This window comes from Oceanithermus desulfurans, from assembly GCF_014201675.1.
In the GTDB taxonomy this organism is placed as follows: Bacteria; Deinococcota; Deinococci; order Deinococcales; family Marinithermaceae; genus Oceanithermus; species Oceanithermus desulfurans.
Map to the genome: position 1 here is coordinate 230,905 of NZ_JACHEZ010000001.1, position 21,278 is coordinate 252,182.

General features: G+C 69.5%; 30 protein-coding genes. 16 read left to right on the plus strand and 14 right to left on the minus strand.

Features of this window, described 5'->3' with window-relative positions:
• Window positions 1-545: 545 nt before the first annotated feature.
• Window positions 546-971: an acyl-CoA thioesterase gene (locus HNQ05_RS01260; protein WP_147145274.1), complete on the minus strand. Its 426-nt coding sequence runs from the start codon at window positions 969-971 to the stop codon at window positions 546-548.
• A 51-nt stretch (window positions 972-1,022) separates the two neighbouring features.
• Here HNQ05_RS01260 and HNQ05_RS01265 point away from each other — a divergent pair, with 51 nt between their 5' ends.
• Genes HNQ05_RS01265 through HNQ05_RS01275 form a run of 3 tightly spaced genes read left to right on the plus strand, consistent with a single transcriptional unit; the run spans window position 1,023 to window position 3,411 of the window.
• Window positions 1,023-1,379 (plus strand): hypothetical protein, encoded by a 357-nt coding sequence (locus HNQ05_RS01265; protein ID WP_147145276.1) that lies wholly within the window; start codon window positions 1,023-1,025, stop codon window positions 1,377-1,379.
• Between the two features lie 11 nt (window positions 1,380-1,390).
• A complete protein-coding gene (locus HNQ05_RS01270) occupies window positions 1,391-2,836 on the plus strand; it encodes a 4Fe-4S binding protein (protein WP_147145278.1) in 1,446 nt (481 codons plus the stop codon).
• Window positions 2,833-3,411, plus strand: coding sequence for a hypothetical protein (locus HNQ05_RS01275; protein WP_147145280.1), 579 nt, complete (start codon window positions 2,833-2,835; stop codon window positions 3,409-3,411). Before HNQ05_RS01270 ends, HNQ05_RS01275 begins: the two co-directional genes overlap by 4 nt.
• Here HNQ05_RS01275 and hemB read toward each other — a convergent pair.
• Window positions 3,408-4,379: a porphobilinogen synthase gene (gene hemB / locus HNQ05_RS01280; RefSeq protein ID WP_147145282.1), complete on the minus strand. Its 972-nt coding sequence runs from the start codon at window positions 4,377-4,379 to the stop codon at window positions 3,408-3,410. The genes HNQ05_RS01275 and hemB overlap by 4 nt on opposite strands.
• 65 nt (window positions 4,380-4,444) lie before the next feature.
• On the opposite strand from hemB, the gene HNQ05_RS01285 reads away from it, so the two are divergent.
• The 6 genes from HNQ05_RS01285 to HNQ05_RS01310 are packed head-to-tail and all read left to right on the plus strand — an operon-like array spanning window position 4,445 to window position 6,714.
• On the plus strand, window positions 4,445-4,759 hold the full coding sequence (locus HNQ05_RS01285) for a YbaB/EbfC family nucleoid-associated protein (RefSeq protein WP_013458002.1): 315 nt from the start codon (window positions 4,445-4,447) through the stop codon (window positions 4,757-4,759).
• Window positions 4,756-5,349: a recombination mediator RecR gene (recR, locus tag HNQ05_RS01290; protein ID WP_147145286.1), complete on the plus strand. Its 594-nt coding sequence runs from the start codon at window positions 4,756-4,758 to the stop codon at window positions 5,347-5,349. The genes HNQ05_RS01285 and recR overlap by 4 nt, the downstream gene beginning before the upstream one ends.
• 8 nt (window positions 5,350-5,357) lie before the next feature.
• The gene (locus HNQ05_RS01295; RefSeq protein WP_147145288.1) at window positions 5,358-5,723 is read left to right on the plus strand and encodes a roadblock/LC7 domain-containing protein; all 366 of its coding nucleotides are present in this window, start codon (window positions 5,358-5,360) and stop codon (window positions 5,721-5,723) included.
• Window positions 5,720-6,055: a roadblock/LC7 domain-containing protein gene (locus HNQ05_RS01300; protein WP_013457999.1), complete on the plus strand. Its 336-nt coding sequence runs from the start codon at window positions 5,720-5,722 to the stop codon at window positions 6,053-6,055. Before HNQ05_RS01295 ends, HNQ05_RS01300 begins: the two co-directional genes overlap by 4 nt.
• 15 nt (window positions 6,056-6,070) lie before the next feature.
• The gene (locus HNQ05_RS01305) at window positions 6,071-6,436 is read left to right on the plus strand and encodes a roadblock/LC7 domain-containing protein (protein WP_147145290.1); all 366 of its coding nucleotides are present in this window, start codon (window positions 6,071-6,073) and stop codon (window positions 6,434-6,436) included.
• Window positions 6,433-6,714, plus strand: coding sequence for a DUF3467 domain-containing protein (locus tag HNQ05_RS01310; RefSeq protein WP_147145292.1), 282 nt, complete (start codon window positions 6,433-6,435; stop codon window positions 6,712-6,714). The genes HNQ05_RS01305 and HNQ05_RS01310 overlap by 4 nt, the downstream gene beginning before the upstream one ends.
• A gap of 60 nt (window positions 6,715-6,774) precedes the next feature.
• On the opposite strand, the gene fabF is transcribed toward HNQ05_RS01310, so the two are convergent.
• The 7 genes from fabF to HNQ05_RS01345 all read right to left on the minus strand — a co-directional run bounded on the left by fabF (window position 6,775) and on the right by HNQ05_RS01345 (window position 11,800).
• Window positions 6,775-8,010, minus strand: coding sequence for a beta-ketoacyl-ACP synthase II (gene fabF, locus HNQ05_RS01315; RefSeq protein ID WP_147145294.1), 1,236 nt, complete (start codon window positions 8,008-8,010; stop codon window positions 6,775-6,777).
• 65 nt (window positions 8,011-8,075) lie between these two features.
• Window positions 8,076-8,309, minus strand: a complete 234-nt coding sequence (gene acpP, locus HNQ05_RS01320) for an acyl carrier protein (RefSeq protein ID WP_013457995.1) — start codon at window positions 8,307-8,309, stop codon at window positions 8,076-8,078.
• 53 nt (window positions 8,310-8,362) lie between these two features.
• Window positions 8,363-9,100 (minus strand): 3-oxoacyl-[acyl-carrier-protein] reductase, encoded by a 738-nt coding sequence (gene fabG, locus HNQ05_RS01325; protein ID WP_147145296.1) that lies wholly within the window; start codon window positions 9,098-9,100, stop codon window positions 8,363-8,365.
• Complete coding sequence (gene fabD / locus HNQ05_RS01330) at window positions 9,097-10,014, minus strand: ACP S-malonyltransferase (protein ID WP_147145298.1); 918 nt, start codon at window positions 10,012-10,014, stop codon at window positions 9,097-9,099. Before fabD ends, fabG begins: the two co-directional genes overlap by 4 nt.
• A gap of 2 nt (window positions 10,015-10,016) precedes the next feature.
• On the minus strand, window positions 10,017-10,994 hold the full coding sequence (locus tag HNQ05_RS01335; protein WP_147145300.1) for a beta-ketoacyl-ACP synthase III: 978 nt from the start codon (window positions 10,992-10,994) through the stop codon (window positions 10,017-10,019).
• Window position 10,995: 1 nt separating this feature from the next.
• Window positions 10,996-11,193, minus strand: a complete 198-nt coding sequence (gene rpmF, locus HNQ05_RS01340) for a 50S ribosomal protein L32 (protein WP_147145302.1) — start codon at window positions 11,191-11,193, stop codon at window positions 10,996-10,998.
• 64 nt (window positions 11,194-11,257) lie between these two features.
• Window positions 11,258-11,800 carry a YceD family protein gene (locus HNQ05_RS01345; RefSeq protein WP_147145304.1) on the minus strand — a complete coding sequence of 181 codons (543 nt, stop codon included), beginning with the start codon at window positions 11,798-11,800 and terminating at the stop codon, window positions 11,258-11,260.
• A gap of 117 nt (window positions 11,801-11,917) precedes the next feature.
• Here HNQ05_RS01345 and rocF point away from each other — a divergent pair, with 117 nt between their 5' ends.
• Entirely contained in the window at window positions 11,918-12,808 is an 891-nt protein-coding gene (rocF, locus tag HNQ05_RS01350) for an arginase (protein ID WP_147145306.1), read from the plus strand.
• Window positions 12,809-12,836: 28 nt separating this feature from the next.
• Here the strand turns inward: rocF and HNQ05_RS01355 are convergent, their stop codons facing one another.
• Genes HNQ05_RS01355 through HNQ05_RS01375 form a run of 5 tightly spaced genes read right to left on the minus strand, consistent with a single transcriptional unit; the run spans window position 12,837 to window position 15,892 of the window.
• Window positions 12,837-13,385: a hypothetical protein gene (locus tag HNQ05_RS01355; RefSeq protein ID WP_147145308.1), complete on the minus strand. Its 549-nt coding sequence runs from the start codon at window positions 13,383-13,385 to the stop codon at window positions 12,837-12,839.
• Window positions 13,386-13,427: 42 nt separating this feature from the next.
• Complete coding sequence (locus HNQ05_RS01360; RefSeq protein ID WP_147145310.1) at window positions 13,428-14,156, minus strand: ABC transporter permease; 729 nt, start codon at window positions 14,154-14,156, stop codon at window positions 13,428-13,430.
• On the minus strand, window positions 14,153-15,025 hold the full coding sequence (locus tag HNQ05_RS01365) for an ABC transporter ATP-binding protein (protein ID WP_147145312.1): 873 nt from the start codon (window positions 15,023-15,025) through the stop codon (window positions 14,153-14,155). Before HNQ05_RS01365 ends, HNQ05_RS01360 begins: the two co-directional genes overlap by 4 nt.
• Entirely contained in the window at window positions 15,022-15,342 is a 321-nt protein-coding gene (locus tag HNQ05_RS01370; protein WP_147145314.1) for a transcriptional regulator, read from the minus strand. Before HNQ05_RS01370 ends, HNQ05_RS01365 begins: the two co-directional genes overlap by 4 nt.
• A complete protein-coding gene (locus HNQ05_RS01375) occupies window positions 15,332-15,892 on the minus strand; it encodes a hypothetical protein (protein ID WP_147145315.1) in 561 nt (186 codons plus the stop codon). The genes HNQ05_RS01370 and HNQ05_RS01375 overlap by 11 nt, the downstream gene beginning before the upstream one ends.
• A gap of 95 nt (window positions 15,893-15,987) precedes the next feature.
• On the opposite strand from HNQ05_RS01375, the gene hisA reads away from it, so the two are divergent.
• The 6 genes from hisA to infB all read left to right on the plus strand — a co-directional run bounded on the left by hisA (window position 15,988) and on the right by infB (window position 21,271).
• Entirely contained in the window at window positions 15,988-16,695 is a 708-nt protein-coding gene (gene hisA, locus HNQ05_RS01380; RefSeq protein WP_147145317.1) for a 1-(5-phosphoribosyl)-5-[(5-phosphoribosylamino)methylideneamino]imidazole-4-carboxamide isomerase, read from the plus strand.
• Between the two features lie 2 nt (window positions 16,696-16,697).
• Complete coding sequence (gene mutM, locus HNQ05_RS01385; RefSeq protein WP_147145319.1) at window positions 16,698-17,495, plus strand: bifunctional DNA-formamidopyrimidine glycosylase/DNA-(apurinic or apyrimidinic site) lyase; 798 nt, start codon at window positions 16,698-16,700, stop codon at window positions 17,493-17,495.
• A gap of 135 nt (window positions 17,496-17,630) precedes the next feature.
• Window positions 17,631-18,074, plus strand: coding sequence for a ribosome maturation factor RimP (gene rimP, locus HNQ05_RS01390; protein ID WP_147145321.1), 444 nt, complete (start codon window positions 17,631-17,633; stop codon window positions 18,072-18,074).
• Between the two features lie 21 nt (window positions 18,075-18,095).
• The gene (gene nusA / locus HNQ05_RS01395; RefSeq protein ID WP_147145323.1) at window positions 18,096-19,301 is read left to right on the plus strand and encodes a transcription termination factor NusA; all 1,206 of its coding nucleotides are present in this window, start codon (window positions 18,096-18,098) and stop codon (window positions 19,299-19,301) included.
• Between the two features lie 19 nt (window positions 19,302-19,320).
• Window positions 19,321-19,638, plus strand: coding sequence for a YlxR family protein (locus HNQ05_RS01400; protein ID WP_147145434.1), 318 nt, complete (start codon window positions 19,321-19,323; stop codon window positions 19,636-19,638).
• On the plus strand, window positions 19,544-21,271 hold the full coding sequence (gene infB / locus HNQ05_RS01405; protein WP_147145325.1) for a translation initiation factor IF-2: 1,728 nt from the start codon (window positions 19,544-19,546) through the stop codon (window positions 21,269-21,271). Before HNQ05_RS01400 ends, infB begins: the two co-directional genes overlap by 95 nt.
• The last annotated feature ends 7 nt before the right edge of the window (window positions 21,272-21,278 follow it).

Consider the following 21,278-nt stretch of genomic DNA (forward strand, 5'->3'; position numbering starts at 1 on the left):
ACCGGTACTCGTCACTCCCGCGGCTTGTCCTCGCGAAGGCGGGGAAGGCGGGAGTCTGCAATGTTCCGTGCATGAGGAAATCTTGGATAGCCACTCAGAGCTGCCCGCCTTCGCAGGCGTGACGAATGGCGAGTGACGTTGCCCAACATAACTCGCAGCTTTTGTGGCTCGTCCTGGTACAGGCGTGGAATGCGGGCATCTTGCGGTTCGCGTAAAGAGATGCCCGCCTTCGCGGGCATGACGAACAGTGAATGGCGTTGCCCAACATAGCTCGTTACTCTCGTGCAGCGCGTTACTTCTGGAGCTTGTCCTCGTGAAGGCGGGCATGACGAAGGTGCCGAGCCTGTCCTTCGCTCTCGCAACGTGCCCCTTCCCTTCACCTTGGAGCAAGCGGCGCTGCGCACCGCGCGATTTGGTGGACTCGTTGTGTCCACCGGCCGCCCCACGTCCGACGCGATGTTCTGCTCCGAACACACCAAGATGCCCGCCTTCGCGGGCATGACGACGTAGCGCGGTATGTCGAGGCTAACGGGCATGATGAGCGGCTAGAGCTCGCGCCCCACGCGCCGCTCGATGCTGCGGATGCGATCCTTCAAATCCTCTGGTAGCGGAGCGCTGCGGCCTTGCTGCAAGAAAGCCTGCACCGTGGAGCCGTCGGCGGCGGGTTCGCCGTCGGCGAGGACCAGGTACTCCATCGTGTAGCTCTTGTTCCCAAAGCGGGCGACGCGGCAGCCGACCCGGACCTTCTGCCCCAGGACGATGGCGCGGCGGTAGTTCACCTCGGCCCGGGCCACCACCACGCTGTCGTCGCGCGAGGTCCAGCCGAGACGGGCAAAGTAGGCCACCCGGGCCTGCTCGAAGTAGGTGAGGTAGACGGCGTTGTTGACGTGGTTGAAGGTGTCGAGGTCGCGGTAGCGCACGTCCACCTCGACCACGATGGGAAAGTCGGCGAGCGGGTCCACGGGAGTCATTGTACCGGCGGCTTCATCGTTTGCGCGCCCGGGGGTGCTAAGCTGGGGCGGATGCGAAGCGCAGCCCTGTTCGTGATGCTGGTCCTGCTGCTGGCGGCCTGCAAGCCCACGAAAGCCGAACCCCTGGACGCCGACGTGTCCATCACCCCCTGGCCTCCCCAGGTGCGGCCGTCGTTGATCGCCGTTCGTGTTCCGCCGTCGCTGGACGTGGTGAGCGTCAAGGTGGTGGGGGACATGACCCACGCGGGCATGATCCCTGTGGAGGGCGAGGCGAGCCGCGACGAGGACGGCGTTTGGCGGGTACGCGACTTCGACCTCAACATGCGCGGCGACTGGATCTTGACCATCACGGCCAAGGATCGGCAGGGGAAGAAGTACGTCAAGGAAGTTCGCTTTACGATCCGGTAAAGGGGGCCCTGTTGCGAATCGACCTGCTGCGACTGCCCATCGTCGGACGCTTCGTCCGTTGGCGCTACAGCCGCTTCGCGCTGCAGCTGCCCCTGCTGCTGCTGGCGGTGCTGGCCATCTACGACGGCTTCGTGGGGCGTCAGCTCGCGCCCAAGAACCTCGCCACGGTTTCGGTGTGGCTGCACTACCGGGGGCTCTTGGTCCTCGTCATCGCGGTGCTGGGCAACCTTTTCTGCAGCGCCTGTCCGCTCATGCTGACCCGCGGGCTCACGGAGCGCCTGCGCCGGTTCGCGCCCCGGCTCTCCTGGCCTTTGGCGTTGCGTAACAAGTACTTCGTCATCGCCTTTACCCTGGTCTACCTCTTCGCCTACGAGTACTTCGACCTCTGGGCCAGCCCCTGGCTGACGGCGTGGCTGATGGTCGGCTACTTTGGCGCGGCGCTCGTGATCGACACCCTGTTTCCCGCGGGTACGTTCTGCAAGTACGTGTGCCCGCTGGGCAACTTCAACTTCACCCTCTCCACCTCGAGCCCGACCCGCATCGGCGTCAGGGACCGCCAGGTCTGCCTGGACTGCGAAGGGCACTACTGCGTCAACGGCCGGGTGGACACCGCCGAAGGGCCGCGGCCGCTGGCGTTCAACACCGCCGCCGAGGGCGTCCGCTACCCGGGATGTGAGACCAAGCTGTACGCGCCGCAGATCGAGAGCAACTACGACTGCACGCTCTGCTTCAACTGCGTGCGCGCCTGCCCCTACGACAACGTAACCTGGGAGACCCGCAACCCCGCACGAGAATGGACGGGCGCGCGCTACCGCCTGGACTACGTCTTTCTGGGGTTGCTGCTCTTCTTCGCGGGGTTCATGAACGCCTTCGCGATGATCCCCGCGTACTACGACCTGGCCGAGAAGGCCGCGGCGCTCCTGCGTACGCAGAGCGAGGCGTTGCTGCTGATGCTGGCCTTCGTGCTCTGGGTGGGTGCGGGGCTGGGGCTCTCGTGGCTGGTGGCCCGCGCCTCCGACCGCATCGCGGGCCTGCGCGACCCGGGGCTCGTCTCGCTGCGGCGGTGGGGCGCCGCCTTCCTGCCGCTGACCTTCGCCATGTGGGCCGGCCACTACGCCTACCACTTCCTGACGGGCTGGGCCACGATCGTGCCGGTGACACAGCAGGCGCTGGCCAACCTGGGCCTGCCCGTGGGCGAGCCCAACTGGCAGCTCGCCGCGCTGGTGCCGGAGAACCTGCTCTACCCCCTGCAGGTGGCGATCCTCTACCTGGGCCTGATGGGTTCGGCCTACGCGGTCTTCGCCCGCGCGCGCAAGCTGGGCCGCCTGAGCGCGGCGCTGCCGATGTTCGCCTACTTGGTGCTGCTGGTGGTCTTGACGCTGTGGGTGCTGGCGCAACCCATGGAGATGCGCGGTACGCTGCTGGATCCGGGTAGCCAGCCGGGAGGGTTGAGATGACGTCAAAACGTTGGGCTTGGACGGTACTGTTCGCTTTGCTGGCAGGCCTCGCCTGGGGGCACGCCGAACCGGTGCAGGTGGTGGTGGTGGTGACCCCGGCGGGGCAGGAACTCAAGATCGACGTGCAGATGGTGGGGGAGGTCAGCACCCTGCCCATCCGCGGCGCGGTGGTGGAGGCGCGCTTCTACGTCCGCACCCCCGAGCTGCAGCAGCTGCTCGACGAGGGAGGCGGTTCGGTTTCCCGGGCCGGCGACCCCGACCTGCTGGGCGTTCCGGTGGCCAGCGTGCCGCTTGAGGAGCCCAAAGAGGGCGGGTACCGGGGGGCGCTGCCGGCTCCACCGCCGGGGGACTACGTTTTGGCCGTGGTGGACACCACCTTCAAGGGTGAGGCCGCGGTGGCGGCCAAGCCGCTGCGCCTGCCGCTGCCGCCCACCGGGGCCACGCTGGCACTGCAGCTTCCCGAGACGACGACGCCCAACCGCTACCTGCTCTACGCCCTATTGGGCCTGGCCCTGCCGGCGCTCGTAGGGATCGGCTTCGCTCTCGCCGCCCGGGGCGAGCGCAAGGCGGACTAACCCTCGAGCAGCCAGCGGGCGGCGTCCGGAGCGAAGTAGGTCAGCACGAACTGGGCTCCGGCGCGGCGCAGGGCGACGAGCGACTCGAGCACCACCCGCCGCTCGTCGATCCAGCCGTTCAGGGCGGCGGCCTTGACCATGGCGTACTCGCCGGAAACGTGGTAGGCCGCCAGCGGTTTGTGGAAGCGCTGCTTGAGCAGCGGCAGCACGTCCAGGTAGGGTAGGGCCGGCTTGACCATGAGCATGTCGGCGCCCTCCTGATCGTCGATCGCAGCTTCGCGCAGGGCGTCCCAGTACCCGCCGGCGGGGTCCATCTGGTAGCTGCTGCGGTCGCCGAAGGCGGGCGCGCTGTCGGCGGCGTCGCGGAAGGGGCCGTAGAAGGCCGACGCGTACTTGACCGCGTAGGAGAGGACGGGGGTGCCCGTGAACCCCGCGTCGTCGAGCGCGGCGCGGATCGCCGCGACCTGCCCGTCCATCATGGCGCTGGGGGCGATCACGTCGGCGCCGGCGCGGGCCTGGCTTACCGCCGTTTTGGCCAGAAGCTCGAGCGTGGCGTCGTTGTCCACCGTGCCTTCGTGGACGATGCCGCAGTGGCCGTGATCGGTGTACTCGCACAGGCAGGTGTCCGCCATCACCAGCAGGTCCGGGTGTTCGGCCTTGATGCGGCGGATGGCCTCCTGCACCAGGCCGTCCTCGGCGTAAGCGCCGCTGCCGGTGGCGTTCTTCTCCTCCTGGGGGAGTACGCCGAAGACCATGATGCCGCCGAGCTGCAGGTGCACGGCCTCGGCGGCGGCGGTCAGCAGGCTGTCCAGCGAGTGCCGCAGCTGACCCGGCATCGAGGCGATGGGCTCCGGATCGGCGCCGCGGTGGACGAAGAGCGGCCAGACGAGGTGACGGGGCTCGAGGCTGATCTCGCGTACCAGCCGGCGCATGCTCGGGCGAAGGCGCAACCTGCGGGGGCGTTCCATGCCCTTTACGTTACAAAAAAACACGCGCCGCTGCGCCCCTCCCTATAATGGGGGGCGGAGGGCGCATGAACTTTCAGAAACTGCTCAAAGAAGCGAAGAAAGCGCAGCAAAAGGCTGCTGAAATCCAGGAGAAGCTCGCCGGCATGACCGTCGTGGGCACCGCCGCCGGGGGGCTGGTGGAGGTGACGGCCAACGGCCACGGCCAGATCGTGGCGATCAGCCTCAAACCCGAGGCCGTGGACCCCGACGACGTGGAAGCCCTCGAAGACCTGCTGCTGGTGGCTGTGCAGGACGCCCAGGCCAAGGCCGCGGAACTCTCGGAGAAGGAGATGGGGGGCGGCCTCGGCCAGATGGGGCAGATGCTGGGGGGCCTCTTTTGAGGTACCCCGACCGGCTGCTCGCCCTGATCCGGGCGCTGGCCCGGCTCCCCGGGGTGGGCCCCAAGAGCGCCCAGAAGCTGGGGCTCCACCTGGCACAGAACAAGGCCGAGGCCGGCGAGCTGGCCGCGGCGCTGGAGGAGGTGCGGCGCCACGTGGGCGTCTGCGAGCGCTGCGGCAACCTGGCGGAGGGTCCGCTCTGCCCGGTCTGCTCCGATCCCGCGCGCGACGCCGGGGTCATCGCCGTGGTCGAGACCGCGGCCGACGTGCTGGCCATCGAGAAGAGCGGGGAGTACGCCGGGGTCTACCACGTCCTCGGCGGCGCGCTCAATCCGCTCGAGGGCGTGGGGCCCGAGCAGTTGCGCGTCGAGAGCCTGCTCGAGCGGGCGCGGTCGGCGCGCGAGGTCATCCTCGCCACCTCGATGACCGTCGAGGGTGAGGCCACCGCGGCCTACCTGAGCGAGCGGCTTGCCGGCACTCCGGCGAAGCTGAGCCGGCCGGCGTACGGACTTCCGGTCGGAGGTACTTTAGAATACGTGGACGAGGTCACGTTGGCCCGGGCGCTGGCGCACCGTCAGCCCGTGTCCGAATAGGGAGGGTCATGCGAGAGTTCGAAGCCGTTCTGAGCAACCTGGTCGTCGAGGTGGGCGGGCTCTACGCCGCCGCCCTGGGCGGCGTCGACGGCTTGATGATCGAGGGGTTCTCACGCGCGCAGGCCGTCGATCTGGAAAGCGCCGTGGCGGAGCACGCCGGCCTCTTGCGGGCGACGCGGGAGCGTTACGCGGCCACGATGAGCACCCCGGCGATCCAGGAGTGGCTGGCCGTGGGCGACCCGATCGTCGGGTACGTGAGGCCGGTCAGCGACGAATACTTTCTGCTCTGCGTGGCCAGCCCCGAGGTCAACCTCGGGCAGCTGCGGCTCAAGGCGACGCAGGCGGCGGATGTGCTGAAGGGGGTGCTGTCGTGAGCTGGCTCAGTGAACTGGAGGCCCTTCCCTCGGTGCGCCGCGCCGTTTTGGCCGGTATGGACGGACTGGTCATCGAGTCGGTGGGGCGCGGCGGCCTGTCGGACTCGGTGATGGCGGCGGAGATGGCCGCCCTGGTGCGGGCCATGCAGGGCATCACCGGCGCTTTGGGCGAGGACCTGCGCCGCTTCACCCTGGCGACGGCGAGCTACGAGATCCTCGCCGTCTGCTTCGAGGGCTACTGCCTGGGTGCCTTGATCGAGCGCGGCGGCGAACGCGCCGTGGTGGGGCAGACGCTGACGAACCTGGCCATGCGCCTGGTGGATCAGCTGTAGGTACTAGGAGGCGAGATGTCCATTCAAGAACTGCTCGAGCAACTTGCGGGAGACGAGGGCGTCAAGGCCGTGGCGCTGGTGGGCGAGGACGGCTTCGTAATCGAAAGCGTGAGCAAGGAGGGGGCGGCCGACCTGGACTTCGTGGGCGGCGCCGCCACCTCGGCGATGGCCAGCTCGCGCGCCCTGGCCGACCACCTGAAGAAGGGCGAGGTCGAGGAGGTCATGGTCGAGTTCGACGAGGGGCCGATGCTGCTCGAGCCGATCCAGGCCTCGGGCACCACCTACAGCCTGGTGCTGCTGCTGGCGGGAGCCCAGAACCTGGGCCGGGTGCGCTTCCAGCTCAAGAAGGTGCGCGCCCGCCTGCAGGAGGCGCTGGCGTGAGCCAGGAACTGCGTCTCGACATCGACAAGGAGACGGCCAAGGGGCAGTACAGCAACCTGGCGGTCTTCAGCCACACCCCGACCGAGTTCTTCCTCGACTTCGCGCTGGTGCAGCCCCAGGGGGTGGCCCAGGTGGTGGCGCGGATCGTCACCAGCCCCCAGCACGCCAAGGCGCTGATGCGCTCGCTGGCCGAGAACATCCGCAAGTACGAGGCCCAGTACGGTCCCATCCCCGACCTTCCCGGCGGCCTGCCCAAGCCCGAAGGCCCCCAGGCCTGAGCCGGTTCGCAAAGCGCGCACCCGGCCGCATGCGGCCGGGTGCTTTTCGAAAGTCTGCGGTCAGACGCGCTTGAGCAGCAGCACCGCGTTCTGACCGCCGAAGGCGAAGGAGTTGGAGAGCGCGTACTCCACGTCCGCCTCGCGCGGTTCGCCGGGTACGTAGTCGAGGTCGAGCTCGGGTTCGGACTCGACCAGGTTGATCGTGGGCGGGATCACGCCGCTGGACAGCGCCTGGGCGGTGGCGATCGCCTCGATGGCCCCGGCCGCGCCCAGCAGGTGGCCGGTCATCGACTTGGTGGAGGAGACCATGAGCTTGTAGGCGTGCTCCCCGAAGAGCTTCTTGATGGCCAGGGTCTCGGCGCGGTCGTTGAGCGGCGTCGAGGTGCCGTGGGCGTTGATGTAGCCGATCTGCTCCGGGGTCACCCCGCCGTCGCGCATCGCCGCCTTCATGGCCAGCAGGGCGCCCTTGCCCTCGGGATGGGGCTCGGTGATGTGGTGGGCGTCCTCGCTGCGGCCGAAGCCCGCGACCTCCGCGTAGATCGTGGCCCCGCGCCGCTTGGCGTGTTCATACTCCTCGAGAACCAGCACCCCCGCGCCCTCGGCCAGCACGAAGCCGTCGCGGTCCTTGTCGAAGGGGCGGCTCGCCTTCTCGGGCTCGTCGTTGCGGGTCGAGAGCGCGCGCATGACGGCAAACCCGCCGATGGCCATCGGTGTTACGGCGGCTTCGGTGCCCCCGGTGATCATCACGTCGGCCTCGCCGTGCTGGATCATCCGCGCCGCGCTCCCCACCGAGTCGGTGCCGGTGGCGCAGGCGGTGACGACGGTGGAGCTGGGTCCCTGGAAGCCGTACTTCATGGCCACGTGTCCGGAGGCCATGTTGGAGATGACCATGGGGATGAAGAAGGGGCTGAGGCGGTGCGGGCCGCGCTGGAAGTAGATCTTGAACTGGTCTTCCCAGGTCTTGATGCCGCCGATGCCGCTGCCGATGAGCACGCCGGTGGTTTCGGGTTCGAGCTCCCCCGCCTCCAGGCCGGCGTCCCGCAGCGCCAGCTCCGCGGCGATCAGCGCGAGCTGCACGAAGCGGTCGAGTCTTCGCGCTTCCTTGCGGTCGAGGTAGTCGCCGATCTCGACGTCCACCTCGCCCGCGATCTTGACGTTCAGCTGGTAGGCGTCGGGGTCGTAGCGGGTGATGCGGCGGATGCCGCTCTTGCCCGCGAGCTGGGCTTGATGAAAGGCCTCGGCGCCGACCCCGATGGGGGTCACGGGGCCCAGGCCGGTGATTACGACTCTTCGCATGGGTTCAGTATACGGGGCCGCGGAGGGGTCCCTTCGGACCGGTCCGCGGCCCCAATCGCCTGCGCTCAGGCGACCTTTTCTTGGATGAACTTGATGGCGTCTCCGACGGTGCGGATCTTCTCGGCTTCCTCGTCGGAGATTTCCAAGCCGAACTCGTCCTCGAGGCCCATCACCAGTTCGACGATGTCGAGCGAGTCGGCGCCGAGGTCTTCGATGAAACGCGCTTCGGGCGTGACCTTGTCGGCCTCCACCCCGAGTTTTTCCACGACAACGGCCTTGACTTTGTCCAGAATGTCCATGCGAACCTCCTTCGGGAGTTTAACACACGCAAGAAAACGTGTTTGAACCGGGTTTAGTGCGGGTAGAGCCCGCCGTCGATGGCGATCGTCTGGCCGTTGATGTAGGCGGCGGCGTCGGAGGCCAGGAAGGCCACCAGCTCCGCCACCTCTTCGGGCTTGCCGAAGCGGCCGGCGGGGATTGCGTTCAGGTACTCCTGCCGCACCTTCTCGGGAAGGGCGGCGGTCATGTCGGACTCGATGAAGCCCGGGGCCACGGCGTTCGCGGTGATGCCGCGGCCGCCGTACTCCTTGGCGATCGTCTTGGTAAAGCCGATCAAGCCGGCCTTGGCGGCGACGTAGTTGGCCTGGCCGGGGTTGCCCATCAGCCCCACGACGCTGGCGACGTTGACGATCCGGCCCCAGCGCGCCTTCATCATCCGCTTCACGGCCTCGCGGGTGAGCCGGAAGACGGCCGAGAGGTTCGTCTCGATGACCGCGTCCCAGTCCTCGTCCTTCATGCGGATGAGCAGGCCGTCGCGGGTGATGCCGGCGTTGTTGACGAGGACGTCGAGCCCGCCCAGCTCCGCATGGCTGCGGGCGACCAGGTCGGCGGCGGCGTCCTTCTGGCTCAGGTCCGCACCCAGCACGGCCACCCGGGGCGCGCCCAGGCGGCGGGCTTCGGCGGCCACCTCGCGGGCGGCCTCCTCGCCGCGGGCGTAGTGGACGGCCACCGCGTAGCCGCGGCGGGCCAGCTCCAGGGCGATCGCGCGGCCGATGCCGCGGCTCGAGCCGGTGACGAGCGCATGCTTCACGAAACCACCTCCTGCAGCGCCGCGGCGAGCCCCTCGGGCTCTTCCGCGTTCAGGGCCCGGGCCTCGGGCAGGGTGCGGCGGACCAGGCCCGTGAGGACGTTCCCCGACCCCAGTTCCACGAAGGTCGTTACCCCGCGTTCGTGCATCGCTTCCAGAATCTCCACCCAGCGCACCGGGGCGGTGATCTGCGCGAGCAGCAGCTCGCGGATGCTCGCGGGGTCGGTTTCGGGCCGGGCGGTTACGTTCGAGAAGACCGGGAAGCGCGGAGGGCGCAGCTCGACCTGCGCCAGGTCGCGGGCCAGCGCCTCGCGGGCGGGGGCCATCAGCTCCGAGTGGAAGGGCGCCGAGACCTTGAGCGGCACCACGCGTCCGCGCCGCTCCTTCAGCGCGGCGGCCGCGGCCTCCACGGCCTCCTTGCGGCCGCTGATCACCACCTGCCCGGGGCTGTTGAGGTTGGCGATCCAGACGCCCTCGGTGCGCTCGACCACTTCGCGGACCACCGCCTCGTCGAGCTTGAGGATCGCGGCCATCGCCCCTTCGCCCTCGGGAACGGCCTCCTGCATGTAACGGCCGCGGCTTCGCACCAGGCGCAGGGCGTCCTCGAGTTCGAGGGTGCCCGCGGCCACGTGGGCGCTCCACTCGCCCAGCGAATGCCCCGCGGCGTAGGCGGGGTCGGGACCGCCGGCCTCGCGCCAGGCGGCCCAGGCCGCGGCCGAGACCGCGAGCAGCGCCGGCTGCTGGTTCTCGGTGAGCCGCAGGGCCTCCTCGGGTCCTTCCCAGATCGTTTCGAGCAACCCCGGGAGCGCGGCCTCGGCGCGGTCGAAGACCGCGCGCGCCGTCGCCGAAGCCTCGGCGAAGGCCCGCCCCATGCCGACCTTTTGCGAACCCTGGCCGGGGAAGAGCGCGGCGAACACGGCTAGGCGCCCCCCCAGGTGAGCACGGTGGCGGCCCAGGTGAGGCCGGCGCCGAAGCTGACGAAAAGCAGGTGGTCGCCTTCCTTGATCTTCCCGGCGTCGAGCGCCTCCCGCAGCGCCAGCGGGATCGAGGCCGTGGAGGTGTTGCCGTAGCGGTCGAGGTTCATGACCACGCGGTCCCATTCCAGCCCCAGGCGCTCGCGGGCTGCGTCGATGATGCGCTCGTTGGCCTGGTGGGGCACGAAGAGGCTGATGTCGTCGGGGTGGAGCCCCGCCTTCTCGATGGCCTCGACGGTGGCCGTGTCCATGACGCGCACCGCGAACTTGAAGACTTCGCGGCCGTTCATGCGCGCCGAGGAGCTCATCTGGGTACCGTCGGGGAGGCTCGAGGCGATGGCGGCGAAATGCAGCGCGTGCCCACCGGAGCCGTCCGCTCCCAGCACGAAGGAGCGGAAGCCGTGGCCCTCGGCGACCGGTCCCACGACGGCCGCGCCCGCGGCGTCGCCGAAGAGCACCGCCGAGGAGCGGTCACGCCAGTCGACGATCTTGGTGAGCACCTCGGAGCCGATGACCAGCACCTTGCGGGCGATGCCCGCCTCCACCTGCCCCGCCGCCTGGGCCAGGGCGTAGAGCCAGCCGGGGCAGCCCGCGAGCAGGTCGTACCCTGCGGCCCCCTTGAGTCCCAGCTGATCGGCGACGATTGCGGCGGTGTTGGGGAAGAAGGCGTCGGGGGTGTTCGTGGCCACGACGACCTGGTCCACGCCCTCGAGCGCCTGTTCGCCGTGGCGGCGGATCAGGTCCTGCACGGCCTTGACGGCCAGGTCCGAGGCGTACTCGTTCAGCTCCGAGACCCTACGCTCACGGATCCCCGTCCGGGTGGTGATCCACTCGTCCGAGGTGTCCATAAAAGACTCAAGGTCCTTGTTGCGAAGGACCTTGGAAGGTGCGTAGGTGCCCAGGGCAAGCAGCCCGGTGGCCATGTTACGCCTCCGGGGTGCCGAGGTCGAGCACGGGACGGCCGTCGTAGTAACCGCACTCGGGGCAGACGGTGTGCGGCGGCTTCTTGGCGTGGCACTGCGGGCAGGTGACCAGCGTGGGCGCGCTCAGGGCGTGGTGGCTGCGCCGGGCGCCCTTGCGCGCCTTGGAAGTTTTCTTCTTGGGTACGGGGTGCTTCGCCATCTCTCTCCTCCTAGTGCCCCTTTGGGGCAGACCCGCGCATTATAGCATCCAAAAGGGGTTTTCTCTACACCTCGTCCAGGAATTTACCGAGCTCGGCCAGCGCCCCGGAGACGGCGTCTCCCTGGGCGTGCCCGCAGTCGGTGAGGTTCAGGTCGGCGCCGCAGACGGGGCAGAGCCCCTTGCAGGACTCGTCGCAGAGGGCGGTGTAGGGCATGGCCAGCGCGAAGGCCTGGGCCAGGAAGAAGCTGAGGTCCAGGTCCGGCTCGCCGAAGCGGTAGACGTCCTCGTCGTCCTCGTTCTGCACCAGGGTCAGCTCTTCGACCTCGGGGTGGAACTCGAGCAGGTGTTGAAAGTAGGCGTCGACCGGCTGGGGCGTGGGCTTGAGGCAGCGGCGGCACTCCATGAGTACGGTGCCGTGCACCTCGCCGGAGAGCCAGAACTCCTCGCCCGCGCTGGTGACGGTGACGCTCCATTCGGCCTCGCCCTGGAGCGGCAGCACGTCCTCGCCGGCGGTGATTGCTTCGCGGATCACGCCTTCGGCTTCGGCGGTGCCGGGTTCCTTGAGGATCTGGGCGAGGTTGATGCTTTGCAGTTCGCGTACGTCCATCCTTGTAAGTATACGCCCGTTTCGGTCCCGGGTCAAGATGTATGCAAAGGTATGCATAAATGAAGAAATAAGATGCAGACGCTATTCTTCGCGTTTCCTTCTGCTACAATACAGGCCATGAAGCAGGCCGTCATCGTGGGGGTGCCCATGGATCTCGGCGCCGGCCGGCGCGGCGTGGACATGGGACCCAGCGCCATCCGTTACGCGCGGTTGCACGAGGCGATCCGCGCCCTCGACTACACCGTCCTCGATTTGGGCGACCTGGAGGTGCCGGTCGTCGAAACCCTCAAGAAGAACGGCGGCGCGCCCGGCGGGTTGCACCACCTGGAGCCGATCCGTTCGACCTGCGAGGCGCTGGCCCGAGAGCTGCCCATCCTCGACGACGCCGCGCTGCCGGTGGTGCTGGGGGGCGACCACTCGATCAGCATGGGTTCCGTACGCGGCGTGCAGCGCGGCCGCACGGGGCTGATCTGGATCGACGCCCACGCCGACTTCAACACCCCCGAGACCAGCCCTTCGGGCAACATCCACGGCATGCCGCTGGCCGCCCTGCTGGGCTACGGCGACGACCGGTTGGTGCGGATCGGCGGGGGAGCGCCCCTCGAGCCGCAGGACGTGGTGCTCGTCGGCGTCCGCAGCGTCGACCCCGGCGAGCGGGAGCTGCTGCAGCAGGCCGGCGTCACCGTCTACACGATGAAGGAGATCGACCGCATGGGCGTGCCCACGGTGGCGGCCAACGTGATCGCCCAGCTCGAGCGCGTGGAGCGGGTGCACGTCTCCTTCGACGCCGACGTCCTCGACCCCACGGTGGCGCCCGGCGTGGGTACGCCGGTACCCGGCGGGCTGACCTACCGCGAGGCGCACCTGCTGATGGAGCTCCTCTCCGATGCCGGCATCGTCACCAGCCTGGACCTGGTGGAGGTCAACCCGATCCTCGACGAGAAGAACCGCACCGCCGAGATCGTCGTCGAGCTGGCCGCGAGCCTCCTGGGCAAGAAAATCCTTTAGATCCGCCCGCGTCCGGGGGCGCGCCGCCTCACCAGTCGCCGTCGCGGATGCGTTCGTCCATCAGGATGGCGTAGACGTAGGAGGGGCCGAAGACGTCCTTGGGCACGTCGGCCACCCTCTGAAAAGGCACGTGGGGCAGGGCCTTGGCGAACTGGCTCTTCTGGATCTTGACGTTTACCGTGCTCGGAACGACCGCGTTGCCCTCGACCCTGTAGGTAAAGGTCTGCCCCTTGAGCTGGCGGAAGGGCTCGCCCTGGTGCGCGACGATGCGCGCCCAAACGGTTTCCACGTCGGGTACGCGGGCGTCCGCGGCCGCCGGCTCCCCAGATGCGTGCGACGGGCCGCCCGGAGCCTCCGCGGCCGCTTCGGGCGCGGGGGGCCCGGGTTCTTCGGTCTCCCCAGGTTCGCCGCGACCGCGGGTTTCCTTTTCTTCCAAAAAGCCCTGTACGATGAACCCCAGCCCCATCCCGATGAACAACCCCGCCACCAGGTGCCCCGTAAGCCAGCCGAACCCCAAACCCAGGAACATGAAGCCCACGAAAACGTTCTTGCTCTTCTTGCTGCGCTTTCCAGCCAAAGCGACCACCGCCTTCTTTTCCGATCGTCCTCATTCTAACGTTCAGCGGATCAGCTCGTCCCGGCGCTGGGCCCAGGCCGCCAGCAGCGCGAAGGCGACGGTGAAGGCGAGGACCGCGATCCAGGACTGCAGCCGCCAGGGATCCCCGACCACGGCCGGCCAGACGAGCTCCATCCACTGGCGCGAGGGCAGGTAGGGGCTGATCTGCTGCACCAGCTTGGGCAGCCATTCCGGGGGCATCCACATCCCGCCCATGAAGGCGAGCGGAAGGTAGATCAGGTTGGCCAGCGGCAGCGCCGCCTTGGGGGCGACCAGGTAGGCCAGGGCCGTGCCTAAAAGCCCCATCATCACCCCGCCGGCCGCGAGGGCCAGGAAGATTCGCGGCCAGCGCGCGAGGGGCAGGTCGAGGGGGGTGGAGAAGCCCGCGCTGATCACCAGCACCAGCGCCGCCAGCAGCGCCAGCACCGCCGCGGTGGCGACCTTGCCGAGGTTGCGGTAGACGGGGTGGGCGGGCAGGGTGCGCACGTAGCTGCTCCAGGGGTTCTCGCGCTCGTTCGCGGTGCCCACGCCGAACTGGAAGAAGGTGACGGTGAAGACGGCGAAGGCCATGAACGATCCGGTGCTGAGGTTGGCCGCGACCGTGCTGGTCAGGTTGGGCGCGGCGAACATCAGGAAGAACATCGAGGGGAAGAGCATCGTGGGGATGAGAAAGCCGGGGGTGCGGAGGAGCACCAGCAGCTCGGCCTTGGTGTGCGCCCACCAGAGTTTCATCGTTCCTCCTCTTCGTCCAGGACCGCCAGGAAGGCTTCCTCGAGGCTGACCGGAAGCACCTCCAGATCGGAGAACGCGACCCCGCTTTGCACCAGCCGGCGCACCAGCGCGTCGGCGTCGGCGGTCCAAAGGGTGTACCGGCCGTCCTCGAACTCGCGCCGTTCCACCTCCGGCCACTCGGGCAGCTCGGCCGCGCGCAGACACACGCGCTTGAGCCCCACCCGCCGCTTGATCGCCTCCGGCGCGCCCTCGGCGACGACGCGCCCCCGGTCCAACACCACCACCCGGGTGGCCAGCGACTCGGCCTCCTCGAGGTAGTGGGTGGTGAGCAGCACGGTGCCCCCGCCCTGCTTGAAGCGCTGGATCTCGCGCCACAGCGACCGCCGCGACTCCACGTCGAGGCCCGTCGTGGGCTCGTCCAGCACTGCCAGGCGGGGGTTGCCGGCGAAGGCCAGCGCCACCGCCAGCCGCCGCGCCTGCCCGCCCGACAGGGCCTGGACGCTGCGGCCGGCCAGCCCCTCCAGGCCAAACCGCGCCAGCACCTCGGCGGTGGGCAGGGGGTCGGGGTAGTGGGCCCGCACCAGCTCGACCACCTCCCGGACCTTGAGGGCGGGCGGGAAACCGGTGCCCTGCGGTGTCATCCCGAGCACCCGCCGCGCTGCGGGCTCGCGCGGGTCGCGACCGTCGAGGCGCACCTCGCCGCGGTCAGGGGCGCGCAGCCCCACGAGCAGGCTGACCAGGGTGGTCTTCCCGGCGCCGTTGGGGCCGAGCAGGGCCAGCAGCTCGCCCTCGTGCACCTCCAGGGAGACACCGCGCAGCGCCTGAACGCGGCCCAGGCGCTTGTGGGCGTCCCGCACCGCGGCGATCACGACCCCTCCCGTTCGCCGGCGGGGTAGCGCGCCTGCCGCGCCAGCTCCTCGAGCGCCGCCAGGTGGTGCTGCAGGGCGTCATGGCCAAGGCCGGTGAGCCGGATCCAGGTGCGCGGCCGTTTCTTTTCGTAGCCCTTTTCGATCGTCACGTACCCCGCCTCCTCGAGCTTGCTCAGATGCCGGGAAAGGTTGCCTTCGGTCAGGTCCAGCTCGCGCAGCAAGGTGCCGAACTCGACCTGGGCGTCGGTCCCGAGCCCGGTGAGGTAGGCCATGATCTTGAGGCGCGTGGGTTGGTGGATGAGTTCGTCAAAGCGCACGGCCCACCACCTGCCGCAGCCCCGCGACGAGCGCGAGCAGCCCCATGCCGGCCAGCGCCGGGGCGTACGCGCCCGGCCAGAACGCGAGGAACGCGGCGTTCACCAGCGCCAGCAGCAGCCCGCCGCGGACCAGCCCCGGCCGCTGGACGGCCTCGCCGCTCTGAACGAGGGCGTAGGCGACGAGGAGGTTGACGCTGAAGGAAAAGAGGGGGTCCTCCACGCCGTGGAAGGCGAAGGCGAAGACCGCCAGCGCCATCACGACCCCGAACCAGGCCCAGATCCGCCGCAACCGGCCCCCCTCGGTCATGCGGAAGGCCTCGCCGATGCGGGCGCCCAGACCGAAGCTGATCGCGAACCCGGCCAGGTCGATCGGCGCCCAGGCCCAGGGAGGCAGCCAGCCGAGGGCGCCGCCGCCGTACATCACCAGGTAGATGGCGCCCCAAAGGGCGAGCAGCTGCCCCACGAAGCGGCCGAGCACCCCCCGGGCCTTGCTGCGGGCGTGCCGGGCCGCGCGCAGCGCGTCTTCGGGAAGGAACTCCTGCGTGCTCATGTTCACCTCGTAAACTACTTTACGCAACAAAGTAAACCCCGTCAAGACCCGTCCCCCCGTCTCCGCGGTGGGACCCGCCTGGGTATGCTGGAGCCATGAAGGTCATCCCCGCGGTGGACATCCAGGGCGGCAAGGCCGTGCGGCTGGTCGAGGGCGACCCGGCGCGCGAGACCGTCTACTTCGAAGACCCGGTGGGCGCGGCGCTCTACTGGGAAGAGCAGGGCGCCTCGCTGCTGCACGTCGTGGACCTCGACGCCGCGCTGGGGCGCGGGGACAACCGCGCGCAGATCCGCCGCATCGCGGCGGCGCTGGCCATGGGCTTCGAGGTGGGGGGCGGCATCCGCACCCTGGAGGAGGCCCGGGAGGTGCTGGGGCTGGGGGCCGAGCGGGTGGTCATCGGCACGGTGCTGGTGCGCCGGCCCGAGGAGGCGGCGCGCATGCTCGAGGCGCTGGGTCCCGAACGGGTCGTGCCCAGCGTGGACGGGCGCGGTCTCGAGGCCGCGGTGGCCGGCTGGCAGGAGGGCCAGGCGGGGGACGTGCTCGAGCTGGCGCGTCGCGCCGACGCGATGGGGTTCCGCACCCTCATCTACACCGACGTGCGCCGCGACGGCACCCTCGAGGGGCTCGACCTGGAGGTGATCGCCCGCGTGCGTGAGGCCTGGCCGCACGAGCTGATCGCCGGGGGCGGGGTGGCTTCCGACGCCGACCTGGAAGGCCTCGAGCGGCTGGGGGTCGAGGGCGCGATCGTGGGCAAGGCGCTCTACGAGGGGGCGGTCGACGGCCGCCGCTGGTGGCGCGGCTAACGATGCCGGAACTGCCCGAGGTGGAAACGGTCCGGCGCATGCTGGCGCCGGTGGTGACGGGCCGCAGGCTGCTGGGGATCGAGCACGACGACCCGGCCCGCTACGCCGTGGCCGAAGCGGCGGCGGGGCGGCGGGTGCGCGCCCTGCGCCGCCGCGGTAAGTACCTGATCTTCGCGCTCGAGGGCGGGCTCGAGCTGATCGCCCACCTGGGGATGAGCGGCAGCCTGCGCCTCGACGCGGGGACGCACACCCGCGCGCGGCTCGAGCTGGAGGGGGCGACGGTCTACTTCAACGACCCGCGCCGTTTCGGCCGGCTCGTCGCCGTGCCCGCCGGCGACTACGCGGCGCTGCCCACCCTGGCCCGCATGGGCCCCGAGCCGCTTTCCCGCGGCTTCACCGCGAACGCTCTGGCGGCGCGGCTGGCGCGCACGGCGCGCCCGATCAAGCCGGCGCTGCTGAGCCAGGAACCGGTGGCGGGGCTGGGCAACATCTACGCCGACGAGGCGCTGTGGAAAGCGCGGCTGCATCCGGCACGGCCGGCCAACCGGCTCGCACCCGGCGAGGTGCGCCGGCTCCACCGCGCGGTGCGCGCGGTGCTGCGCCGCGCCGTCGAGCTGGGCGGCTCGACGCTGGGGGACGGGGTCTACACCCGGCCCGACGGAGAGACCGGCTACTTCCAGATCGAGCACGCCGTCTACGGCCGCGCCGGCGCGGCCTGCCCGCGTTGCGGCGCGAAGGTCGCGCGCTTCGTCCTCGGCGGCCGCTCCACCCACGTCTGCCCCCGCTGCCAGCGGCTTTAGCCGGGGCGGGGGCCGCGCCGAAGCTGAAAAATCGCGGCGTTTGTGCTATCCTATGCACGTAGTCCCCTGGCGTATGCAGGGTGGGTGGAAACCCACCCTTTGTTGCTGAAAAGGGGGCGCACGACGGAGCAGCACATGGATCTTTGGGAACTGGTCGAAAACGTGGTGCGGCCGCTCGGGTACGAGCCGCTGGAGGTCCGCCTGCACGGAGTGGGGAAGACGCAGGTGCTCACGGTTCGGCTCGAGCGCCTGGACGAGGCCCCGATCACCGTCGCCGACCTGCAGCGGGCCAACCGGGTCATCGGGCTCGAGCTCGACCGCGCGGACCCCATCCGCGGCAGCTACCGCCTCGAGGTGGAGTCGCCGGGCCCGGACCGCCCGCTCCTCACCCGGCGCCACTTCGAGCGCTTTGCGGGCCTCAAGGTCAAGGTGCGCACCGAGGAGGGCGGCTTCACCGGCCGCGTCGTGGAGGTCGGCGGGGACGCCGTCACCTTCGAGCTTGCCGGCGGCGAGCGCCGCACCCTGCCGCTGGGCGGTTTCAAGGCCACGCTGGCCGAGTGGCCCAGCGAGCCACGCTGAGTACAGGAGGATTTTGGAACGATGAACAGAGAATTCGTAGAAGCCCTGCAGCACGTCGCGCTCGAGCGCGGCGTCAGCACCGACGAGCTGATCGAGGCCTTCGAAGAGGCCCTGGCCAAGGCCTACCTGCGCCACAAGGGGTTCAAGCCCAAGGAGGTCGAGGAAGGCCTCGGGCCCCTGGTCGAGGTGCACCTCGAGCCCTCGACCGGCGAGATCGAGGTGCTGGAGATCCGTCGCGTCGTCGAGGAGGTCGAGAACCCCGACCGCGACATTCCGCTCGAGGAGGCCAAGAAGTACGACCCCGAGGTCCAGGTGGGCGAGGAGATGGAGTTCCCCGTCGACCCCGACGAGTTCAGCCGCATCGCGGTACAGGCGGCCAAGCAGATCCTCACCCAGCGCCTCAAGGAGGCCGAGCGCAACCGCGTCTACGAGGAGTACAAGGACCGCGAGGGCGAGATCATCACCGGCCAGGTGACCCGCGTCGACAACCGCGGCAACGTCTACGTCGACCTGGGCCGCGGTGAGGCGCTGATGCCGCCGCGGGAACAGATCCCCGGCGAGCGCTACCACCCTGGGCAGCGCGTCAAGGTCTACCTCAAGGAGGTGCGCCGCAGCTCCAAGGGCCCCAGCCTCATCGTCTCGCGCGCCCATGAGGAGCTGCTCAAGTACCTGATGCGCCAGGAGGTGCCCGAGATCGCCGAGGGCACGGTGGAGATCAAGGTCGTGGCCCGCGAGCCCGGCAGCCGCAGCAAGGTGGCCGTGGTCAGCCACAACCCCAACGTCGACCCGATCGGCGCCTGCATCGGCCACAAGGGCCAGCGCATCCAGGCGGTGAGCGCCGAGCTGGGCCGCGAGAAGATCGACGTCATCCCCTGGAGCCCGAACCCGCGCGAGTTCATCCGCAACGCCCTCTCGCCGGCCACCGTGGGCAACATCGACCTCGACACCGAGGCCGGGCGCGCCGTCGTCTCCGTCGGCAAGGACCAGCACTCGGTCGCCATCGGCCGCGGCGGCCAGAACGTGCGTCTGGCCTCCAAGCTGACCGGCTTCGAGATCGACTTCAAGGAGGCCGAGGAGGTCTCCGACCTCGACGAGGCGCTGCTGCGCGCCTCCGAGAAGACCGAGGAGGTAGCCGTCGACGCCGGCGCCAAGGCGCGCTTCGACAGCCTCTTCGCCGACACCGCCGAGGCCGAGGAAGGGGAGGCCGAGTCCGAAGGTGAAGCGTAAGGGCCACGTTCCCGTGCGCATGTGCGCCTCGTGCCGCCGCCGGCGGCCGAAGCGCGAGCTGCTGCGCGTGGTGCGCACGCCCGCGGGCTGGCGGGTCGACCCGACCGGCAAGGCGCCGGGCCGCGGGGCCTACGTCTGCCCCGACGATCCCACCTGCCGGGAAGAAAAGAAACTGAGGCGCTGGGCCGGAGCCGGGGCGCACGCCCTGGCCGAAGCGCTCGCCGCCCATTTGGGAGGAGAAGATGGCGAAGGTTCGCATTTACCAACTGGCCAAAGAGCTGGGCATGGAGAACAAGGAGCTCATGGAGCTCCTGGACACGATGGGGGTGGAGTATAAGTCCCACGCCTCCACCCTCGACGAGGAGACCGCGGCGGCGGTCAAGGAGATCGTCGCCGAGCAGAAGGGCCTAGAAGAAAAGAAGAAAGCCGAAGCGGCGCGGGCCGCCCTGCCCAAGCGGCCGCCGGTGGTCACCATCATGGGGCACGTCGACCACGGCAAGACGACCCTGCTCGACTACCTGCGCCATAGCCGCATCGCCGAGCGCGAGGCCGGCGGCATCACCCAGCACGTGGGGGCCTTCACCGTCGAGACGCCCCAGGGCCGGATCGTCTTCATCGACACCCCGGGCCACGAGGCCTTCACCACGATCCGCGAGCGCGGGGCGCGGGTGGCCGACATCGCGGTGATCGTGATCGCCGCCGACGACGGCATCATGCCCCAGACCAAGGAAGCGATTGCGCACGCCAAGGCCGCCGGGGTCCCCATGATCTTCGCGATCAACAAGATCGACCTGCCACGCGCCGACGTGGACAAGGTGATGCAGGACCTGATGAAGGAGGGGTTCGTTCCCGAGGCCTACGGCGGCGACGCCATCGTGGTGCCGATCAGCGCCAAGACCGGCGAGAACGTGGACGAGCTGCTCGACATGATCCTGCTGGTCGCCGAGATGGAGGACCTGCGCGCCGACCCCGAGGCTGAGCCGCGCGGCGTGATCCTCGAGTCCAAGCGCGACAAGCAGGCCGGGGTGCTGGTGACCCTGCTGGTGCACGAGGGCACCTTCCGCGTCGGCGACTACCTGGTCGCAGGGGACGTCTGGGGCAAGATCCGCGCCATGGTCGACCCCGACGGCAAGCAGGTGAAGGAGGCGACCCCGGGCACCGCGGTGCAGGTGCTGGGCTTCCGCGACCTGCCCGAGGCGGGCACCACCGTGGAGTGGGTGCCCGACGAGGTGGCCGCCAAGCACATCGCCGAGGAGCGCCGGGAAGAGCGCAAGGCGCGCGAGCAGGAGGAGGCCGAGCGCCGCAAGGTGAAGAGCATGGCCGACCTGCTGCGGCAGATGCAGGAGGGCCAGAAGGCCGAGATCAACCTGATCCTGCGCGCCGACACCCAGGGTTCGCTCGAGGCCATCAAGGGCATCCTCGCCAAGGAGGAGACCGAGGACGTCAAGATCAACGTGCTGCTCGAGGCCGTCGGAGCCCCCACCGAGGGCGACATCCTGCTGGCCAGCACCACCGAGAACGCCGCGATCCTCTCGTTCGGGGTCAACCCCCCGGGCTCGGTCAAGAAGAAGGCCGAGCAGAAAGGGGTGCTCCTCAAGAGCTTCCGCATCATCTACGACCTGATCGACGAGGTGCGCGAGATGGTGCGCGCCCAGACCGAACCCGAGATGAAGGAGGAGGTCGTGGGTCACGCCGAGGTGCGCGCCGTCTTCAAGCTGCCCAAGGGCGGCAAGGTGGCCGGCTGCATGGTGACCGACGGCAAGATCGTGCGCAACGCCGAGATCCGCGTGCTCCGGGGCGGCGAGGAGATCTGGAGCGGCCGCATCGACAGCCTCAAGCGCTTCAAGGACGACGTGCGCGAGGTGGCCGCCGGTTACGAGTGCGGCATCCGCCTGGCCGGCTTCGACGACTTCCAGGAGGGCGACGTGCTCGAGGCCGTCCGCCAGGTCGAGGTCAGCGAAGCCCAGTAGACTGCGA

What these genes read in the sequence shown, in the direction of transcription:
- HNQ05_RS01260 (WP_147145274.1), bottom strand. Translation starts at nt 971, where the DNA reads ATGACTCCCGTGGACCCGCTCGCCGACTTTCCCATCGTGGTCGAGGTG.
- HNQ05_RS01265 (WP_147145276.1), top strand. Translation starts at nt 1,023, where the DNA reads ATGCGAAGCGCAGCCCTGTTCGTGATGCTGGTCCTGCTGCTGGCGGCC.
- HNQ05_RS01275 (WP_147145280.1), top strand. Translation starts at nt 2,833, where the DNA reads ATGACGTCAAAACGTTGGGCTTGGACGGTACTGTTCGCTTTGCTGGCA.
- hemB (WP_147145282.1), bottom strand. Translation starts at nt 4,379, where the DNA reads ATGGAACGCCCCCGCAGGTTGCGCCTTCGCCCGAGCATGCGCCGGCTG.
- HNQ05_RS01285 (WP_013458002.1), top strand. Translation starts at nt 4,445, where the DNA reads ATGAACTTTCAGAAACTGCTCAAAGAAGCGAAGAAAGCGCAGCAAAAG.
- HNQ05_RS01295 (WP_147145288.1), top strand. Translation starts at nt 5,358, where the DNA reads ATGCGAGAGTTCGAAGCCGTTCTGAGCAACCTGGTCGTCGAGGTGGGC.
- HNQ05_RS01305 (WP_147145290.1), top strand. Translation starts at nt 6,071, where the DNA reads ATGTCCATTCAAGAACTGCTCGAGCAACTTGCGGGAGACGAGGGCGTC.
- fabF (WP_147145294.1), bottom strand. Translation starts at nt 8,010, where the DNA reads ATGCGAAGAGTCGTAATCACCGGCCTGGGCCCCGTGACCCCCATCGGG.
- acpP (WP_013457995.1), bottom strand. Translation starts at nt 8,309, where the DNA reads ATGGACATTCTGGACAAAGTCAAGGCCGTTGTCGTGGAAAAACTCGGG.
- HNQ05_RS01335 (WP_147145300.1), bottom strand. Translation starts at nt 10,994, where the DNA reads ATGGCCACCGGGCTGCTTGCCCTGGGCACCTACGCACCTTCCAAGGTC.
- rpmF (WP_147145302.1), bottom strand. Translation starts at nt 11,193, where the DNA reads ATGGCGAAGCACCCCGTACCCAAGAAGAAAACTTCCAAGGCGCGCAAG.
- HNQ05_RS01345 (WP_147145304.1), bottom strand. Translation starts at nt 11,800, where the DNA reads ATGGACGTACGCGAACTGCAAAGCATCAACCTCGCCCAGATCCTCAAG.
- rocF (WP_147145306.1), top strand. Translation starts at nt 11,918, where the DNA reads ATGAAGCAGGCCGTCATCGTGGGGGTGCCCATGGATCTCGGCGCCGGC.
- HNQ05_RS01360 (WP_147145310.1), bottom strand. Translation starts at nt 14,156, where the DNA reads ATGAAACTCTGGTGGGCGCACACCAAGGCCGAGCTGCTGGTGCTCCTC.
- HNQ05_RS01375 (WP_147145315.1), bottom strand. Translation starts at nt 15,892, where the DNA reads ATGAGCACGCAGGAGTTCCTTCCCGAAGACGCGCTGCGCGCGGCCCGG.
- hisA (WP_147145317.1), top strand. Translation starts at nt 15,988, where the DNA reads ATGAAGGTCATCCCCGCGGTGGACATCCAGGGCGGCAAGGCCGTGCGG.
- mutM (WP_147145319.1), top strand. Translation starts at nt 16,698, where the DNA reads ATGCCGGAACTGCCCGAGGTGGAAACGGTCCGGCGCATGCTGGCGCCG.
- rimP (WP_147145321.1), top strand. Translation starts at nt 17,631, where the DNA reads ATGGATCTTTGGGAACTGGTCGAAAACGTGGTGCGGCCGCTCGGGTAC.
- nusA (WP_147145323.1), top strand. Translation starts at nt 18,096, where the DNA reads ATGAACAGAGAATTCGTAGAAGCCCTGCAGCACGTCGCGCTCGAGCGC.
- HNQ05_RS01400 (WP_147145434.1), top strand. Translation starts at nt 19,321, where the DNA reads ATGTGCGCCTCGTGCCGCCGCCGGCGGCCGAAGCGCGAGCTGCTGCGC.
- infB (WP_147145325.1), top strand. Translation starts at nt 19,544, where the DNA reads ATGGCGAAGGTTCGCATTTACCAACTGGCCAAAGAGCTGGGCATGGAG.